A 16,559-nucleotide genomic window follows, 5' to 3' on the forward strand; every position below is an offset into this window, starting at 1 on the left:
ATGCCCGATATGGAAAGTTTCTGGAAAGATTTAGAAGATACTTACCAATCTGTTTTGTCTGCACCAAGTTTTGATGCTTGGATAAAAACAACACAACCGCTAAAGTTGGAGAATAACCAATTATGGTTAGAAGTTCCTTCTGCTGTTCATAAAGACTATTGGGAAAAGAATTTAGCCGCAAAAATCGTCGAAACCGGCTTTAAATTGACTGGTGCTGAAGTAATGCCTCATTTTGTTATTACTGGTGAAAAAGAGCTCGTGCCTGTTCAAGAAGAAAAGAAAGCTCCTGTAACACCAGAAAAAATTGCTGAACATGGGAAAAAAGCTTTATTGAACCCAAAGTATTCTTTTGACACATTCGTGATCGGAAAAGGAAACCAAATGGCGCACGCAGCAGCTTTAGTTGTTGCAGAAGATCCTGGTTCTATTTACAATCCATTATTCTTTTATGGTGGAGTAGGTTTAGGGAAAACCCATTTGATGCATGCAATCGGTCATCAAATGTTACAAAATAGACCAGATGCGAAAGTAAAATACGTCAGCAGCGAAACATTTACAAATGAATTTATCAATTCGATTCAAACAAAAAATTCAGAACAGTTTCGAAAAGAGTATCGAAATGTCGATTTACTATTAGTGGATGATATTCAGTTCTTGGCTGAGAAGGAAGCAACATTAGAAGAATTTTTCCATACCTTCAATGATTTATACAATGAAAACAAACAAATCGTACTGACAAGTGATCGACCACCTAATGATATTCCAAAACTACCTGAGCGATTGGTTTCTCGTTTTGCTTGGGGTCTCTCTGTTGATATTACGCCACCAGATTTAGAGACACGAATTGCGATCTTGAGGAAAAAAGCCGACGCAGAACGCCTAGAGATCCCTGACGATACACTTAGCTACATCGCTGGTCAAATTGATTCTAATATTCGTGAATTAGAAGGTGCATTAGTCCGAGTTCAAGCATTTGCTACAATCAATGGTGAGGATATTACCACTAGTTTAGCAGCCGATGCCTTAAAATCGTTGAAATCTGTTGGCAGTCAAACTCATTTATCGATTTTACAAATCCAAGAAGAAGTGGCAAAGTATTACCATATCCAATTAAAAGATTTAAAAGGCAAAAAACGTGTGAAGTCCATCGTTGTTCCTAGACAAATCTCAATGTATCTATCTAGAGAGATGACCGAAAATTCTCTGCCTAAAATCGGTGCAGAATTCGGCGGTAAAGATCATACTACGGTCATCCATGCTCATGAAAAAATCCAACAATTAATGGAAAAAGATCCAACAATCCAAAAAGAAGTTGGGGAAATCAAAAACTTGCTCAATTCGTAGCCTGTGGATAAAAAAGAGAAATAGTAAAAAGTTTTCCACAAGTTATACACAAGTGGAAAACTCCTACTTCATTTCATTTCTACACTTTTCCACAGAATTAACAGGACCTACTACTTTTATTATTTATTTATATATAAATACAAACAGTCCTAACAAAATTTGTGCATTTAAAATCAATTAAAAAGGAGTTCATTTATTATGAAACTAACCGTAAAAAGAAATATATTTTTACAAGAATTACAAACTGTTCAACGAGCTATTTCTTCTAAAACAACTATCCCTATTTTAACCGGTGTAAAAATCGTCTTAACAGATGAAGGATTATCCTTAACGGGTAGTAATGCAGATATTTCTATTGAAAGTTTTTTAAGTAAAGAAGATGAAAAAGCTCAAATGACGATCGAATCAACTGGAAGCATCGTTTTACAAGCTCGTTTCTTTGGTGAAATCATTCGTAAATTACCTGAAGATATGTTCACTCTAGAAGTATTAGAGAATAATCAAGTTGCAATTACTTCAGGAAAAGCCGACTTTACCGTGAACGGATTGGACGCAGACAATTATCCACACCTTCCAGTTATCGATGCTAAAAATCAAATTCAATTACCAGTTCATCTTTTGACAAAAATTATCAATGAAACGGGATTTGCCGTTTCCCTTCATGAGAGTCGTCCCATTTTAACCGGTGTTCATTTTATTTTGGAAGATCAAAAATTATTGGCTGTTGCGACAGATTCACATCGTTTGAGCCAACGAATTATTCCTATCGAACAAGCAGCTGAAAATTTCAATATCGTCATCCCTGGGAAAAGTTTGACTGAACTTTCTCGTTCGTTTACAAATGAAGAAGAGATGGTTGAGATCAGCATCATGGAAAACCAAGTATTGTTTAAAACACAAAACATGTATTTTTATTCTCGTTTGTTAGAAGGAAATTATCCTGATACCAATCGTTTGATCCCAACAAGCTTTAATACGGAAATCGATTTTTATGTTCCAGATTTATTGTCTGCCATTGATCGCGCTTCATTATTATCACATGAAGGCCGTAATAATATCGTTCGTTTAGCCATTGCGTCTGATTCTGTTGTTCTTTACGGAAACTCTCCAGAAATAGGAAAAGTGGAAGAGCCATTAAATTATGAAAAAGTAACGGGTGACCCATTGGAAATTTCTTTCAATCCAGATTATATGAAAGATGCCTTACGTGCATTCGGCGATATGAGCATTACAGTTAAATTCATTTCAGCAATTCGTCCATTTACCTTAGAACCGACTGAAACTGATTTGGACTTTATTCAATTGATTACACCAGTTCGTACAAACTAAAAATAAAAAACAGTACTTGTCTTGTTTTTGAGGCAGGTGCTTTTTTATTTCCTTAAAATAGATCATTTATCTTTCATTCATCATTCTAAATAAAATGAAAACTACTGAAATAATTTTCAAGAAGTAAAACTTACAAATTTCTCCTTAAAATGCATTTTAAGCCTTTTTTAATCGTTAGAATATTTTTTGTCGATTGTATTCAAAATTGCTTAGAAAGAAAATTAGACGGATAAATTTGTTTTTTGACGTAAAAAAGAGTATAATATAAGAGTAAAAGTGAAAACAAAAAAGAGGGATGCATTTTGAAAAAGACGATTGTTTTAGAAACTGATTACATGACACTAGGTCAAGTCTTAAAAGAAGTCGACGTTATCAGCAGTGGTGGCGCTGCCAAATGGTACTTAGCTGAAAATAGTGTTTTCGTAGATGGGGAATTAGAGAATCGCCGCGGCAGAAAATTATACGCTGGTATGATGCTCGAGATACCTGAAGAAGGTACTTTTTTTATGGTCAAAAAAGGCGAGGTAGTCGATGAGACTGAATGAACTCGAGGTACAGCATTATCGTAATTATGATGGGCTGACCTTAGATTTTCCTAAAACACTGAATATATTTCTAGGAGAAAATGCACAAGGTAAGACAAATCTCTTAGAAAGTATTTATGTTTTAGCGATGACCCGCAGTCACCGAACCAGTAACGAAAAAGAATTGATCCATTGGGATTCCGATTCAGCAAGAATCAGTGGCGTTGTTGAAAAAAAGACCGGAACGGTACCGCTAGAAATCATTATTTCCAACAAAGGCCGTAAAACAAAGGTCAATCATATTGAACAAAAGCGTTTGAGTTCATATATCGGGCAACTAAATGTTATTTTATTTGCGCCGGAAGATTTATCTTTGGTGAAGGGCTCGCCGCAATTACGTCGTAAATTTATCGACATGGAATTAGGTCAAGTTAATCCGATCTATTTATATGATTTGGTTCAATACCAGACTGTCTTGAAACAGCGTAATCACTATTTGAAGCAATTAGCTGAAAAAAAACAGTCAGATCATGTCTATCTAGATATTTTGACTGAACAATTAGCTGAATTTGGTGGTAAAGTCCTGTTTGCTCGTTTAGAATTTATCAAAAAATTAGAGCATTGGGCCAATTTACTTCATAAGAAAATTAGCCACGAAAAAGAAGAACTAGCAATCGATTATTTTTCAAGCATTCCATTAGACAAAGAAAATTTTTCACTAGAAGAGATCCAAAAGCAACTACTGCAGAGCCTTCTTGATAACCGGAAAAGAGAATTGTTCAAAGCGAATACCTTTTTAGGCCCTCATCGAGATGACTTGATTTTTAATGTAAACGGACAAAATGTCCAAACATACGGTTCACAAGGGCAACAACGAACCACGGCTCTTAGCGTAAAGCTTGCGGAAATTGATTTAATGTATTCAGAAACAGGGGAATATCCTGTGTTGTTATTGGATGATGTCATGAGTGAATTAGATAATGAAAGACAATTGCACCTGCTAGAAACGATTGAAGGAAAGGTCCAAACGTTTTTAACTACGACCAGTTTGGATCATTTAAACAATAAATTAACTGTTGAACCAGATATATTTTATGTTCATCAGGGAGAGATAGAGAGGGAAGCATCTATATGACAGAAGAAGAAAAAAACATGAAAGAACGTGCCCAAGAATATGATGCCAGTCAGATCCAGGTATTAGAAGGTCTTGAAGCGGTTCGTAAGCGTCCTGGTATGTACATAGGATCAACGAGTTCAGAAGGGTTACATCATTTAGTTTGGGAGATCGTTGATAATTCGATCGATGAAGCGTTAGCAGGCTTTGCATCAAGTATCCAAGTAGTCATCGAAGAAGACAATAGTATTACAGTTGTCGATGATGGTCGGGGAATCCCAGTTGGTATTCAAGCAAAAACTGGTCGTCCAGCGGTAGAAACAGTCTTTACCGTTCTCCATGCTGGAGGAAAATTTGGCGGTGGCGGATATAAAGTTTCCGGTGGACTTCACGGGGTAGGTTCCTCTGTTGTTAACGCGCTATCCACAACTTTAGACGTAAAAGTCTACAAAGAAGGTAAAATTTATTTCCAAGAGTTTCACCAAGGTGCTGTCAAAGATGATTTGAAAGTCATCGGCGATACTGACCGTCATGGGACGACTGTCCATTTTGTTCCAGATCCAGAAATTTTTACAGAAACAACGATTTTTAACTTTGATAAATTAGCAACACGAGTTAGAGAATTGGCCTTCTTAAATAAAGGCCTAAAAATCTCTATTGAAGATAAACGTGAAGAAAAACCTGTCTTGAAAGAATACCACTACGAAGGCGGAATCAAGAGTTACGTAGAACACTTGAATGCGAACAAAGATGTATTATTCCCAGAACCTGTTTTCATTGAAGGAGAGCAGCAAGATATCATCGTGGAAGTCTCTATGCAATACACAGATGGCTACCATACTAACTTACTAAGTTTCGCCAACAACATTCATACCTATGAAGGTGGAACGCATGAATCAGGTTTTAAAACGTCATTAACGCGTGTCATCAATGATTACGCTCGTAAACAAAAAATCATGAAAGAAAATGACGAAAACCTAACAGGAGAAGATGTTCGTGAAGGATTAACAGCTGTTATTTCGATCAAACATCCAGAACCTCAATTTGAAGGACAAACCAAAACAAAATTAGGAAACTCAGAAGTTCGTACGGTTACTGACCGTTTATTCTCTGAGTATTTCAATAAATTCTTGATGGAAAACCCAACTGTTGGGAAACAAATCGTAGAAAAAGGTCTACTGGCTTCAAAAGCTCGTATGGCTGCTAAAAGAGCCCGTGAAGTGACTCGTCGTAAAGGCGCTCTTGAAATCAGTAATTTACCTGGTAAATTAGCCGATTGTTCAAGTAAAGATCCTGAAAAATGCGAAATCTTCATCGTCGAAGGAGATTCAGCCGGTGGATCAGCAAAACAAGGACGTAGTCGTGAATTCCAAGCGATTTTACCGATTCGTGGGAAAATTTTGAATGTTGAAAAAGCCAGCATGGATAAAATTTTAGCCAATGAAGAAATTCGCTCATTATTTACAGCGATGGGGACAGGGTTTGGTGCTGATTTTGATGTATCTAAAGCACGTTATCACAAATTAGTAATCATGACCGATGCCGATGTCGATGGTGCACATATCCGTACACTGTTATTGACACTGTTCTATCGTTTCATGCGTCCGGTTGTTGAAGCGGGATATGTATATATCGCTCAACCACCGTTATATGGGGTCAAACAAGGGAAAAATATCACCTACGTTCAACCAGGAAAAAATGCTGAGGAAGAACTAGCTAAAGTTTTAGAGAGCCTACCAGCTAGTCCAAAACCGAGCGTTCAACGTTACAAAGGTCTTGGGGAAATGGATGATCATCAATTATGGGAAACAACAATGGATCCTGAAAAACGTTTAATGTCACGTGTCAGTGTTGATGATGCGATCGAAGCCGATCAAATTTTTGAAATGTTGATGGGGGACCGTGTTGAACCACGCCGAGCATTTATTGAAGAAAATGCCCATTACGTGAAAAATCTAGATATTTAATGAAGAAGGAGATAAATTCATGAGTGAAGAAATCAAAGAGAACATTCAAGACGTCAATCTGACCAGTGAAATGAAAGAATCCTTCATTGATTATGCAATGAGCGTTATTGTAGCGCGTGCGTTGCCGGATGTTCGTGATGGGTTAAAACCAGTTCATCGCCGTATTTTATATGGGATGAATGAGTTAGGTGTAACACCAGACAAACCACATAAAAAATCAGCTCGTATCGTTGGGGACGTTATGGGTAAGTACCATCCACATGGAGATTCATCCATTTATGAAGCAATGGTACGAATGGCTCAGCCATTTAGTTATCGCAGTATGCTAGTTGATGGACATGGAAACTTCGGTTCTGTCGATGGCGACGGTGCTGCTGCGATGCGTTATACCGAAGCGAGAATGAGTAAGATCGCATTGGAAATGCTACGTGATATCAATAAAAATACCGTAGATTTTCATGGAAACTACGATGACTCAGAACAAGAGCCTGATGTATTGCCCGCACGTTTTCCTAACCTGTTAGTGAATGGAACAACAGGGATTGCTGTAGGGATGGCAACAAATATTCCACCACATAATTTAGCGGAAGTAATCGAAGCCGCAAGTTTATTGATGGAAAATCCCGATGCAACAACGAATGAATTGATGGAAGTATTACCTGGACCAGATTTCCCTACAGGCGGTTTAGTTATGGGCAAATCAGGTATTCGTCGTGCTTATGAAACAGGTCGAGGATCAATCACGATTCGTGCCAAAGTTGAGATCGTTGATATGCCAAACGGTAAAGAACGTATCTTAGTTTCTGAGTTGCCATATATGGTCAACAAAGCACGCTTAATTGAACGAATTTCAGAATTGCATCGTGAAAAAAGAATCGAAGGAATCACTGATTTACGTGATGAATCTTCTCGTGAGGGTATGCGGATCGTCATTGATGTTCGTCGTGATGTCAGTGCTTCTGTTATCTTGAATAACCTTTATAAAATGACGGCATTGCAAACCTCTTTTGGTTTTAATATGTTGGCAATCGAAAAAGGGATTCCTAAGATTTTGAGCTTGAAAGAAATTCTTGAAAATTATATAGAGCATCAAAAAGAAGTTATTACACGTCGTACAGAATTTGATAAGAAAAAAGCTGAAGCGCGTGCTCATATCTTAGAAGGTTTACGAATTGCGTTAGATCACATTGATGAGATCATCGCAATTATTCGAAATTCAAAAGCAGATGATGAGGCGAAAGCCTCTTTGATCGAACGTTTTGAATTTTCAGATCGTCAAGCACAAGCGATTTTAGATATGCGTCTACGCCGTTTAACAGGTTTAGAACGTGATAAGATTGAAAATGAATACCAAGAATTATTGAAATTCATTGCTGATTTGAATGATATTTTAGCTCGTCCAGAACGTGTTATTGAGATCATCAAAACAGAGCTAGGTGAAATTCATGATAAATACGGCGATGCACGTCGCACAGAACTATTAGTCGGTGAAGTCCTAAGCTTAGAAGACGAAGACTTGATTGAAGAAGCCGAAGTCGTGATTACTTTGACGAACAATGGCTACATCAAACGAATGGCTAATAGTGAATTTAGAGCACAACGCCGTGGTGGTCGTGGTGTTCAAGGAATGGGTGTTCATGATGATGATTTCGTGAAAAACCTTGTCTCTTGTTCAACACATGATACATTATTATTCTTTACAAATAACGGTAAAGTCTATCGTGCCAAAGGCTATGAAATTCCTGAATACGGCAGAACAGCTAAAGGAATCCCTGTGATCAACATGCTAGGTATCGACTCTAGTGAGAAGATCCAAGCAATCATCGCTGTTGAAGGACAAGCCGAAGAAGGACATTATCTATTCTTCACGACTCGTAAAGGTACTGTTAAACGTACAGCAGTCAAAGCATTCTCTAATATTAGAAGCAATGGTTTGATTGCAATCGGTCTTAAAGAAGAGGATGAGTTAGTCAATGTTGTCTTAACAAATGGCGAACAAAACATGATCATCGGAACACATAATGGTTATTCTGTGACCTTTGCTGAAACTGCAGTCCGTGATATGGGCCGTACAGCATCAGGTGTGCGTGGTATTCGTCTAAGAGAAGATGATTACGTCGTAGGAGCCTCTCTCTTGGACGCTGACACGGAAGTTCTAGTGTTGACGGAAAATGGTTACGGTAAGCGTACAAAAGCCTCTGAGTACCCTGTGAAGGGCCGTGGTGGTAAAGGAATCAAAACAGCCAACATTACAGTGAAAAATGGTCCATTAGCAGGACTTACGACTGTTCATGGTGATGAAGATATTCTAGTGATCACCAATAAAGGGGTCATTATTCGTTTCAATGTCGATTCAGTTTCTCAAACAGGGCGTGCTACATTAGGGGTTCGTTTGATGAGAATGGAAGAAGATGCAAAAGTAGTCACGATGGCGGTTGTTGAGCCAGAACCAGATGAAATTGTTGAAGAAGTTGAAGGTGTGGAAACAACAGTTGTTGAAACGGAGATAACCGATACTGATACAACAACAGAAGAATAAAATAAAAAAGAACATTTCGGCAGAAGCTTGAGATGTTCTTTTTTTATAATTTCAAAAAATATATAATATCGTTTTGCTTTGTTTTGAAAAAAAGTACGATTATAATGAAAGTAATAAGAAGTGAGAGGTAAAATGATGACACAAGAAAAATTATTACTTTCAAAAACTTTTTCAAAACAATTAAATATTGGAACGGCATTATCCAATTTTCTTGAAAATATACTAGAAATATTTGGAGGAAAAACGACTATTTATGAGCGTAGACCGATTACTTTTTCTGAATACCTTTATGTAGAGATGATCACTTTTTCAAATGGTTTTCAGATCAGAACAAGTTTGAAAAGAAATCCAGAGACTTTTGAGATAGATGCTTTTGCTTATTCAGAACCAAATCATGTTTACTTATCCAATTTAACGTCAGAAGAATTGACTCTAATGTATTTACTTGTCAAAAAAGAGAGAGAGAAGATTTTGAACAAAAAATATTTAGAGGTAGACCAAAGAGAATTAGATATAATGACCTCGTTACTAATGAATTTAAAAGTTATCACAGGTGAGATACTGTAGTTTATCAAGTGGAGTAATCGAGTGAATAAAGGGTATGAAATAAGAGTAAAAATTCCCCCTTTTTTCATACCCTAAATACCACTAAATGATTGTAGTAGTTTTCTATTTACTTATCGATTTGGCGACTCATCAGTGTGCAACGACCGACAGCTGTCAGTTCGTTGGCATCATTAAAGATTTTGCCTTCCCAGACTTGAATAGATTGTCCGATTCGATCTGCTGTTGCGATGACCGTTAATAGACCACTGGGTACACTTTTTAAATGGTTGATTTGAAGATCGAGACCAACAGCATAAGATTGAGCATCAAGCTGTTCATTCGCTCCTAAACTGCAGGCTGTTTCAATCAAAATACCATTCATTCCACCATGTAAAATTCCATAAGGTTGTTTATGGAACTCTTTTATGTCCATTGTTAGAACTACTTTCTCTTTGGATAATTCAGTTGTTTCAATGTTCAAATAATCTAATAGATGCATGAAAATCAATCCTTTCTTCCTTCAAAAAGTTATTGTTGGATCAACTCTAGAAAGGCAATCACGTTATCTAGATTCAACTCATTATAACTCAAAGAATCAAAGTAGAATACGTTCTCTTGAGGATAATCGTTTAACTCAAATTGTTTTTGTAGTCCAGGAACACAGATAATAGCATCGGCTTCTTGAGCGATAACATCGATAGCTGCGACAGAGTCGTCTAACGTAGCAATCCAATGACTATTTTTCTTTTCGAGTGCTTGGTTTAGTTTAGTTACCAGTTTAGTTTGTTTAAACATACCTAAGATATTTCCGTTAGGCAGTTTGCTTTTTCCGATCATTGGTGTACTTTGATACACTACGACTGCTGTGCTCATAAACAACTCTCCCTTGTGATGAATAACTTACTAACCAATAGTAACCAAGTTAGTAAATGTTCACAAGGAAATTCATATAATTTAGTAAATTTATGTTTTGAATAAGGTTTTGTTTTTTGATTTTGTAGTATAATTTATTTTTGTAAGTTTAAGTAGAAAGTAGAGGTTTGCTTTATGGGATGTCTTGGAAATATTATTTGGTTTATTTTTGGTGGTTTCGCTGGTGGTTTGGCTTGGCTTTTAGCAGGTGTACTTTGGTGCATTACGATTGTTGGGATTCCGATTGGTCTGCAGTGTTTCAAGCTTGCAGGATTGAGTTTTTGGCCGTTCGGTAAAAAGGTTGTATATAGTACAAGTACAAGTTCGTTTTTAGTAAATATTCTCTGGTTGGTTATCAGTGGATTTTGGCTAGCACTAGGCCATTGTATCAGTGGAATTATTTTGTGTGTGACGATTATTGGAATTCCATTTGGAATGCAATCATTTAAACTAGCGAAGTTAGCGCTGATGCCATTCGGTGCACAGGTAGTTCCGACAAATAGTGTTTATATGGAATAATAGTAAAAAAGCAAAAAAATAGAAAGACCAAGAAAAAACATGTCCGTTTTTTCTTGGTCTTTCTTCGTCTCTTGACAATGATAAAAAAAATTGTTATATTCTCATGTGGTTAAAACGTAATTGTTACGTTTTGATTAGCGCGAATCGGAAAGGTGTGATCGAATGAACAACTAGACCTTATATAATAATGTTTTTTTCGCACGAGCAATTATCTTAAGATGCAGCATATTATAAATAAAACGATTGAGGAGATTAGGGATGAAAAAGAAGTTAACACTTATTATTACAGGTTTATTTTTACTAACGGTTATTTTAACTGCTTGCACTAAACCAAAATCTGAAACAAAGAATAAAGAGAAAGAACAGCTGACAATCGTTACTTCTTTTTATCCAATGTATGAATTTACAAGAAATATTGTCGGTGATGTTGGCGAGGTTACATTGATGGTGCCAGCAGGAACTGAAGCACATGATTATGAACCTTCTGCAAAAGAAATCGCTAACTTACAAGACGCGGATGCTTTTGTTTACAATAGTGAATATATGGAAACTTGGGTTCCTAAGATGGAGAAATCATTGAAGAACGTGACGAGCATCAAAGCAAGTGAAGGTATGGTTCTTTTACCTGGAAGTGAAGACCACGATCATTCAGCTGAGGAGAATCATGACGGTCATTCTCATGACTATGATCCGCATTTGTGGTTGAGTCCTTTTCGTGCAATTAAAGAAGTGGAAACAATCAGAGATGGGTTGATCGACCAATTTCCGGAGCAAAAAACGACATTTACTAAAAATGCAGCTGATTACATTGAAGAGTTGACAGAGCTTAATAAGTTGTATGAAGCAAAGTTGGTGAATGCCAAACAAAAGAATTTTATTACGCAACATACAGCTTTTTCTTATTTAGCCTTAGACTACAACCTAAAACAAGTACCGATCGCAGGGATTTCTCCTGATCAAGAACCAAAGCCTTCACGGATTGCGGAATTAAAAGAGCTAGTTGAAGAAACAGGAATCAACTATATTTATTTTGAAGAAAATGCAAATGACCGAGTAGCAAAAACGTTAGCGAATGAAGCTGGTGTTGAATTACTTGTATTAAATCCGTTAGAGGGACTTACCAACGATGACATGAAGGCCGGTAAAACGTATATCAGTGTGATGAAGGAGAATTTAGAAGCACTGATAAAATCAACAGAAGTGACACCTAAAAAAGAAGTCGCCGAACCAGAAGTAAACAAGACTGTTTCAAATGGGTATTTTGACGATAAAGATGTCAAAGATCGCACCCTTTCTGATTATGCAGGTGAGTGGCAATCGGTATTTCCTTATTTAGAAGATGGCACGTTTGACCAAGTATTTGATTATAAAGAAAAATTAACGAAAAAAATGACGGCCGCAGAATACAAAGATTACTATCAAAAAGGGTATCAAACGGACGTTGATCGTATTGATATCAGTAAGGACGCCATGACATTTATAGTAGGGGATAAAAAATACACATCGAAATATAAATACGCAGGAAAAGAAATCTTAACTTACAAAGCTGGAAATCGTGGGGTTCGCTTTTTGTTTGAAGCAACGGAGGATACGCCATATAAGTATGTTCAATTTTCAGATCATGGCATCGCGCCTTCTAAAGCAGCACATTTCCATATCTATTTTGGTAATGAAAGTCAACAAAAATTATTGGAAGAAATGGATAATTGGCCGACTTATTATCCTGTAGGTATGACTGGATTTGAGATTGCACAAGAGATGTTAGCACATTGACAAGCATGTAAATAGTTAAATATTGCTCCAGATATTTCTTTTGTTTGTGTCTGAGAAGAAGAATTTGTGTAATCAGGAAGAGCTGATTGGTCTGTGGATAGATTAGCAATTTTTTGTTGAAAGAATATTTAATTCGGAAAGGAGTAATGCAAGTGAAACAAGAGCTCGCGTTACTCTTTTTTGATGAAATACGTTTAAGTCAAGCACTTTACGAGATGAACTTAGACGAGAATTGTATTACAAAAGCTAATTGAGGGAGATGATTTCGTATGGCACATGTATCTGTTCGAATGACTGATGAAGAGAAAGAGCTATTGGAATCTTATGCGAAGCTGCATAATAAAAGTGTAACAGTTGTATTAAAAGATTCCTTTTTTGAAAAATTGGAAGATGAAATCGATATTCGAGCAGTGGAAGAGTATGAGAAAACAAAAGAAGCTGAATCCTTTACGTCATTTGAACAAATGGTGAGGGAGTTGGACTTAGCAGATGAAATATTATGAGGTTCGTTTTAGTAATAAAGCAAAGAAAACGTTAAAAAAATTGATAAAAGCCAAGCCTTGATAATACTAGGTTGGATTAAAAAGAATCTTCTTGAAAGCGAGAATCCTAGACAATTTGGAAAGTCATTAACTGGTGAGCTAAGTAATTATTGGTGGTATAGAGTAGGAGCATATCGTATAATTGCTGAAATCAAAGAGGATGAATTGATTACTAATCTTATTAATGTGGGACAACGTAAGGAAATCTATAAGAAAAAATAAATGAGTGCTTTTTAAAAGATTGTTTATAACTGAATCAATTTCATAATTATTAGCGTTGATATAACAGCTTTTCTAACACTTAAAAATATGTTACCTCCCCATTGATACGAGAAATAGCGAGTTTGAGCAGTTCTTGGAATTATGAAATTGATTCAACTAAAAAGAATATTTATAAACTAAAGAAAATAAAACTGTCTGATGTAGCTTTATTGTTATATCAGACAGTTTTTGTGGTTTTTTTCTTTACTTTCTAGAATTACGGCTATTATATCCAGTTAGAATTGTATTATTGAATATTTTAGGATGAATAAGTTTTTCAGAAGAAAAAAAGTAACCGTAAACAAAAGGACTGTCAATTTCGTAATTTTGAAAATTAACAGCATCGATATCAGCAGATTCATTAAACGTTTCAAATTCAAAGATAATAAAGTTAGGAATCCAGATTCCATCATTTTTATAATAGTTCAAAACTTCATTATTTAGTAAACTGTATTCTTCTTTTAATCGAAGTCCTAAAGTTTTAAGGATAACAGGTATTAGATTATATTTTAATAAATCGTATTCATTAATTAATTGGTTAGGTGATGGCATGTTCAATTCTTCAAAAAAAACAGAATTTTGTTTCTTTAGTATTAAAAAATCAATTTCATCAAGAACGTTAATTAAAAAAGAGTTAGGGCAATCCAATTTTCGATAATGATTATCTAGTTTATTCCAATTGGCTTCTACTTCAGAAAACCGAGAATAATAAGTACTTAATGATAAATACAAATATTTTATTGAACTTTCAGTATATATAGCTACTTTAACTATATAAATAAATTCAAGATCGTCTACGCCATCTAAATTAGGAGTTTTGGAGAAAAATTTAGAAAAATCATCTTCACTTACTCTCAGAAGAGTGACAATTTTTGCTTCAAAATTATCACCAATAATTTCTGAAACAAAAACATTAAGAGCTTTAGCAATAGTTTCTAAAGTCCCAATTTTTGTTTTGCTTAATAAAATATCGTCTTTGGTTAATGCGGTGAGTGTAGTACGAGATAATTTTGTTTTATTACTAAGCTCGCTGATGCTAACTTTTTTTTCCTTTAATACATTATAGAGTTTATTTTTCATATAGGACCTCCAAGTTAAGTATAATGTTCTTTTTAATGAACATCAACAAAAAATGTTGTTCAAAATAAAAATGTATGTTAAGATTATTTTAATGAACATAAAATTTATTTTTCGTTCATTTTAGTGAACGTTTAGTGAATGGGTACAAAAAAAGTCTTTGCTCCAGTTTGACGAACCAAGCAAAGACTAGCCTAAAATTTACCGATACAAGGCTTTGTATCCTCATTATCTCATTAAAGGATATGAAAATCAATAATCAAGAGAAAAGAGGAGAGTAGTATGCTAAAAATGAAAAATCAAAAGTTATCAGAGCAAGAAAGCTGGACAAGAGCAGAGAGTATCGTAAAAACAATCAAAGGATTTCAGTTTCCTTGTGATGGCAATGTTGAAGAAATTACTTGGAATGAGTATTTATTGGTAGATCATTATGAACAAAAATTTGAAAAGTTAGCTGAAAAAATTGAATATTTAACACTAACTATAGACGAAGAAATCAGTAGTTTATTTTTTGTTGAAGCGTTACTTGAAAGTTTAGAAACTCAATTTAGCAATTCTACGGTAGAAAATCATAGAAACTTTTATGATGAAATGTTTCCACGAAAAAAGATGATGCATTTGATTGGTAAAATTCAAAAAGATCAGCAATTTCTAGAAGAAATATGCGCAACGATGGATCAATGGATACAACAGAATTAGAAAAACTTATTAGATATATAGTTAGAACTATGGTGTCAAAATAACACATTGAAACGTATCAATCATTAAAACACAAACACCCCACGAATTGGAGCCGTGAGGTGTTCTTTTTGGCTAAATGTCACCTGAACGGCTACTTGTTAGTTTGATTGTTTATATTCATTTTGAAAAATTTTAAATTCTTCTGATTTCGCTACATATGATTTTTCACCGCTCTCTAAACCCTCTATCATTCTAAAAACTACATAATTGTGTATAATAGAAACATTGAAAACAATTATATTATTGTAAGACTAATCTCTCGGTAAAAAGATAAATGATGAATGAGGAAAAGAACACCGCAGTCATAGTTTCTTATCTTTCTGTCAGAGCGAAGCGGCTTGTTCCGCTTTTATGTTATCTAGCTACGCAGGCTAGCCTCGACTGGACGAGCCCACTACGCTTTTAAAACTATCTAGCTGCACAAATCAATCCTTAGGAAAATAGATAAATTGTCAGTGAAACAAAGAACGTTTCAATGCCAATTTCCTAATTTTCTACAGGATTAATCGATTTGTTCCGCTTTAAAATTATAAGGAGGTTTCCTCATGAGAAACTGGACAACAATCAAAGAATACGATGAAATTTTATTTGAACAAGAAGGAAAAGTGGCGAAAATTACGATTAATCGCCCTCAAGTACACAATGCCTTTACACCGAAAACCGTTATGGAATTGATCGATGCATTTAACATTAGCCGTGATAAGCAAGATGTCGGTGTGATTATTTTAACCGGTGCAGGCGATAAAGCCTTTTGTTCTGGCGGGGATCAAAAAGTTCGCGGACATGGTGGCTATGTGGGCGAAGATAGTGTTCCACGTTTAAATGTATTAGATTTACAACGCCTGATTCGTGTGATTCCAAAACCTGTTATTGCGATGGTCAAAGGCTATTCGATCGGTGGCGGAAATGTTCTTCAGCTTGTTTGTGATTTAACGATTGCAGCAGATAATGCAAAATTCGGTCAAACTGGACCAAACGTAGGAAGTTTCGATGGCGGCTATGGTTCTGGCTATTTAGCTCGTGTGGTTGGTCATAAAAAAGCTAAAGAAGTGTGGTTCCTATGCAAACAGTATTCAGCAGAAGAAGCGTTGGATATGGGCTGGATCAATACCGTTGTACCTTTAGCAGATGTTGAAGAAGTTACAATGGAGTGGGCAGAAGAAATGTTGAAAAAAAGTCCGCTTGCTTTACGTATGATCAAAGCATCTTTAAATGCTGATACAGACGGATTGGCTGGAATTCAGCAATTAGCAGGAGATGCAACCTTGCTTTATTACACAATGGATGAAGCCAAAGAAGGACGCGATTCGTTTAAAGAAAAACGTGATCCTGATTTCGACCAATTCCCTAAATTTCCATAAGATAAAAGGG

Annotated in this window: 16 protein-coding genes; 13 read left to right on the forward strand and 3 right to left on the reverse strand. The window is 35.7% G+C overall.

The annotated features are described in order from the left end of the window. From dnaA to IGJ34_RS00035, 7 genes are all read left to right on the forward strand, one after another. Positions 1-1,344, forward strand: coding sequence for a chromosomal replication initiator protein DnaA (dnaA, locus tag IGJ34_RS00005; protein ID WP_069653518.1), 1,344 nt, complete (start codon positions 1-3; stop codon positions 1,342-1,344). A 198-nt stretch (positions 1,345-1,542) separates the two neighbouring features. Further along, positions 1,543-2,673: a DNA polymerase III subunit beta gene (dnaN, locus tag IGJ34_RS00010; RefSeq protein ID WP_069653517.1), complete on the forward strand. Its 1,131-nt coding sequence runs from the start codon at positions 1,543-1,545 to the stop codon at positions 2,671-2,673. A gap of 302 nt (positions 2,674-2,975) precedes the next feature. Further along, positions 2,976-3,218 (forward strand): S4 domain-containing protein YaaA, encoded by a 243-nt coding sequence (yaaA, locus tag IGJ34_RS00015; RefSeq protein ID WP_010766628.1) that lies wholly within the window; start codon positions 2,976-2,978, stop codon positions 3,216-3,218. Continuing rightward, positions 3,205-4,332 carry a DNA replication/repair protein RecF gene (gene recF / locus IGJ34_RS00020; RefSeq protein WP_430597833.1) on the forward strand — a complete coding sequence of 376 codons (1,128 nt, stop codon included), beginning with the start codon at positions 3,205-3,207 and terminating at the stop codon, positions 4,330-4,332. The genes yaaA and recF overlap by 14 nt, the downstream gene beginning before the upstream one ends. Beyond that, positions 4,329-6,278, forward strand: a complete 1,950-nt coding sequence (gene gyrB, locus IGJ34_RS00025) for a DNA topoisomerase (ATP-hydrolyzing) subunit B (RefSeq protein ID WP_069653515.1) — start codon at positions 4,329-4,331, stop codon at positions 6,276-6,278. Before recF ends, gyrB begins: the two co-directional genes overlap by 4 nt. A 19-nt stretch (positions 6,279-6,297) precedes the next feature. Beyond that, positions 6,298-8,817, forward strand: coding sequence for a DNA gyrase subunit A (gyrA, locus tag IGJ34_RS00030; protein ID WP_069653514.1), 2,520 nt, complete (start codon positions 6,298-6,300; stop codon positions 8,815-8,817). 135 nt (positions 8,818-8,952) lie between these two features. Next, positions 8,953-9,384: a hypothetical protein gene (locus IGJ34_RS00035; protein WP_206836103.1), complete on the forward strand. Its 432-nt coding sequence runs from the start codon at positions 8,953-8,955 to the stop codon at positions 9,382-9,384. 106 nt (positions 9,385-9,490) lie between these two features. On the opposite strand, the gene IGJ34_RS00040 is transcribed toward IGJ34_RS00035, so the two are convergent. Beyond that, positions 9,491-9,862, reverse strand: coding sequence for a PaaI family thioesterase (locus IGJ34_RS00040; RefSeq protein ID WP_069653512.1), 372 nt, complete (start codon positions 9,860-9,862; stop codon positions 9,491-9,493). Between the two features lie 29 nt (positions 9,863-9,891). Continuing rightward, positions 9,892-10,236, reverse strand: a complete 345-nt coding sequence (locus tag IGJ34_RS00045) for a hypothetical protein (protein WP_430597834.1) — start codon at positions 10,234-10,236, stop codon at positions 9,892-9,894. Between the two features lie 174 nt (positions 10,237-10,410). Between IGJ34_RS00045 and IGJ34_RS00050 the strand changes: the two genes are divergently transcribed. The 4 genes from IGJ34_RS00050 (at position 10,411) to IGJ34_RS00065 (ending at position 13,331) form a co-directional block, all read left to right on the forward strand. Next, positions 10,411-10,794: a YccF domain-containing protein gene (locus IGJ34_RS00050; protein WP_069653510.1), complete on the forward strand. Its 384-nt coding sequence runs from the start codon at positions 10,411-10,413 to the stop codon at positions 10,792-10,794. 258 nt (positions 10,795-11,052) lie between these two features. Beyond that, on the forward strand, positions 11,053-12,567 hold the full coding sequence (locus IGJ34_RS00055; protein WP_206836109.1) for a zinc ABC transporter substrate-binding protein AdcA: 1,515 nt from the start codon (positions 11,053-11,055) through the stop codon (positions 12,565-12,567). Positions 12,568-12,836: 269 nt separating this feature from the next. Then, a complete protein-coding gene (gene relB, locus IGJ34_RS00060; RefSeq protein ID WP_430597835.1) occupies positions 12,837-13,070 on the forward strand; it encodes a type II toxin-antitoxin system RelB family antitoxin in 234 nt (77 codons plus the stop codon). A gap of 57 nt (positions 13,071-13,127) precedes the next feature. Continuing rightward, the gene (locus IGJ34_RS00065; RefSeq protein ID WP_430597836.1) at positions 13,128-13,331 is read left to right on the forward strand and encodes a type II toxin-antitoxin system RelE family toxin; all 204 of its coding nucleotides are present in this window, start codon (positions 13,128-13,130) and stop codon (positions 13,329-13,331) included. A 243-nt stretch (positions 13,332-13,574) separates the two neighbouring features. On the opposite strand, the gene IGJ34_RS00070 is transcribed toward IGJ34_RS00065, so the two are convergent. Further along, entirely contained in the window at positions 13,575-14,450 is an 876-nt protein-coding gene (locus tag IGJ34_RS00070; RefSeq protein WP_111248208.1) for a helix-turn-helix domain-containing protein, read from the reverse strand. Between the two features lie 279 nt (positions 14,451-14,729). On the opposite strand from IGJ34_RS00070, the gene IGJ34_RS00075 reads away from it, so the two are divergent. Next, the gene (locus tag IGJ34_RS00075) at positions 14,730-15,146 is read left to right on the forward strand and encodes a hypothetical protein (RefSeq protein ID WP_111248207.1); all 417 of its coding nucleotides are present in this window, start codon (positions 14,730-14,732) and stop codon (positions 15,144-15,146) included. A 587-nt stretch (positions 15,147-15,733) separates the two neighbouring features. Continuing rightward, on the forward strand, positions 15,734-16,549 hold the full coding sequence (gene menB / locus IGJ34_RS00080; RefSeq protein ID WP_069653507.1) for a 1,4-dihydroxy-2-naphthoyl-CoA synthase: 816 nt from the start codon (positions 15,734-15,736) through the stop codon (positions 16,547-16,549). Positions 16,550-16,559: the final 10 nt, after the last annotated feature.

The sequence above is a fragment of the Enterococcus sp. AZ177 genome (assembly GCF_050544585.1).
GTDB classification, from domain to species: domain Bacteria; phylum Bacillota; class Bacilli; order Lactobacillales; family Enterococcaceae; genus Enterococcus_L; species Enterococcus_L plantarum.

Coding starts and splice junctions, on each gene's coding strand:
- dnaA (WP_069653518.1), top strand. CDS start 1: ATGCCCGATATGGAAAGTTTCTGGAAAGATTTAGAAGATACTTACCAA.
- dnaN (WP_069653517.1), top strand. CDS start 1,543: ATGAAACTAACCGTAAAAAGAAATATATTTTTACAAGAATTACAAACT.
- recF (WP_430597833.1), top strand. CDS start 3,205: ATGAGACTGAATGAACTCGAGGTACAGCATTATCGTAATTATGATGGG.
- gyrB (WP_069653515.1), top strand. CDS start 4,329: ATGACAGAAGAAGAAAAAAACATGAAAGAACGTGCCCAAGAATATGAT.
- gyrA (WP_069653514.1), top strand. CDS start 6,298: ATGAGTGAAGAAATCAAAGAGAACATTCAAGACGTCAATCTGACCAGT.
- IGJ34_RS00035 (WP_206836103.1), top strand. CDS start 8,953: ATGACACAAGAAAAATTATTACTTTCAAAAACTTTTTCAAAACAATTA.
- IGJ34_RS00040 (WP_069653512.1), bottom strand. CDS start 9,862: ATGCATCTATTAGATTATTTGAACATTGAAACAACTGAATTATCCAAA.
- IGJ34_RS00045 (WP_430597834.1), bottom strand. CDS start 10,236: ATGAGCACAGCAGTCGTAGTGTATCAAAGTACACCAATGATCGGAAAA.
- IGJ34_RS00050 (WP_069653510.1), top strand. CDS start 10,411: ATGGGATGTCTTGGAAATATTATTTGGTTTATTTTTGGTGGTTTCGCT.
- IGJ34_RS00055 (WP_206836109.1), top strand. CDS start 11,053: ATGAAAAAGAAGTTAACACTTATTATTACAGGTTTATTTTTACTAACG.
- relB (WP_430597835.1), top strand. CDS start 12,837: ATGGCACATGTATCTGTTCGAATGACTGATGAAGAGAAAGAGCTATTG.
- IGJ34_RS00070 (WP_111248208.1), bottom strand. CDS start 14,450: ATGAAAAATAAACTCTATAATGTATTAAAGGAAAAAAAAGTTAGCATC.
- IGJ34_RS00075 (WP_111248207.1), top strand. CDS start 14,730: ATGCTAAAAATGAAAAATCAAAAGTTATCAGAGCAAGAAAGCTGGACA.
- menB (WP_069653507.1), top strand. CDS start 15,734: ATGAGAAACTGGACAACAATCAAAGAATACGATGAAATTTTATTTGAA.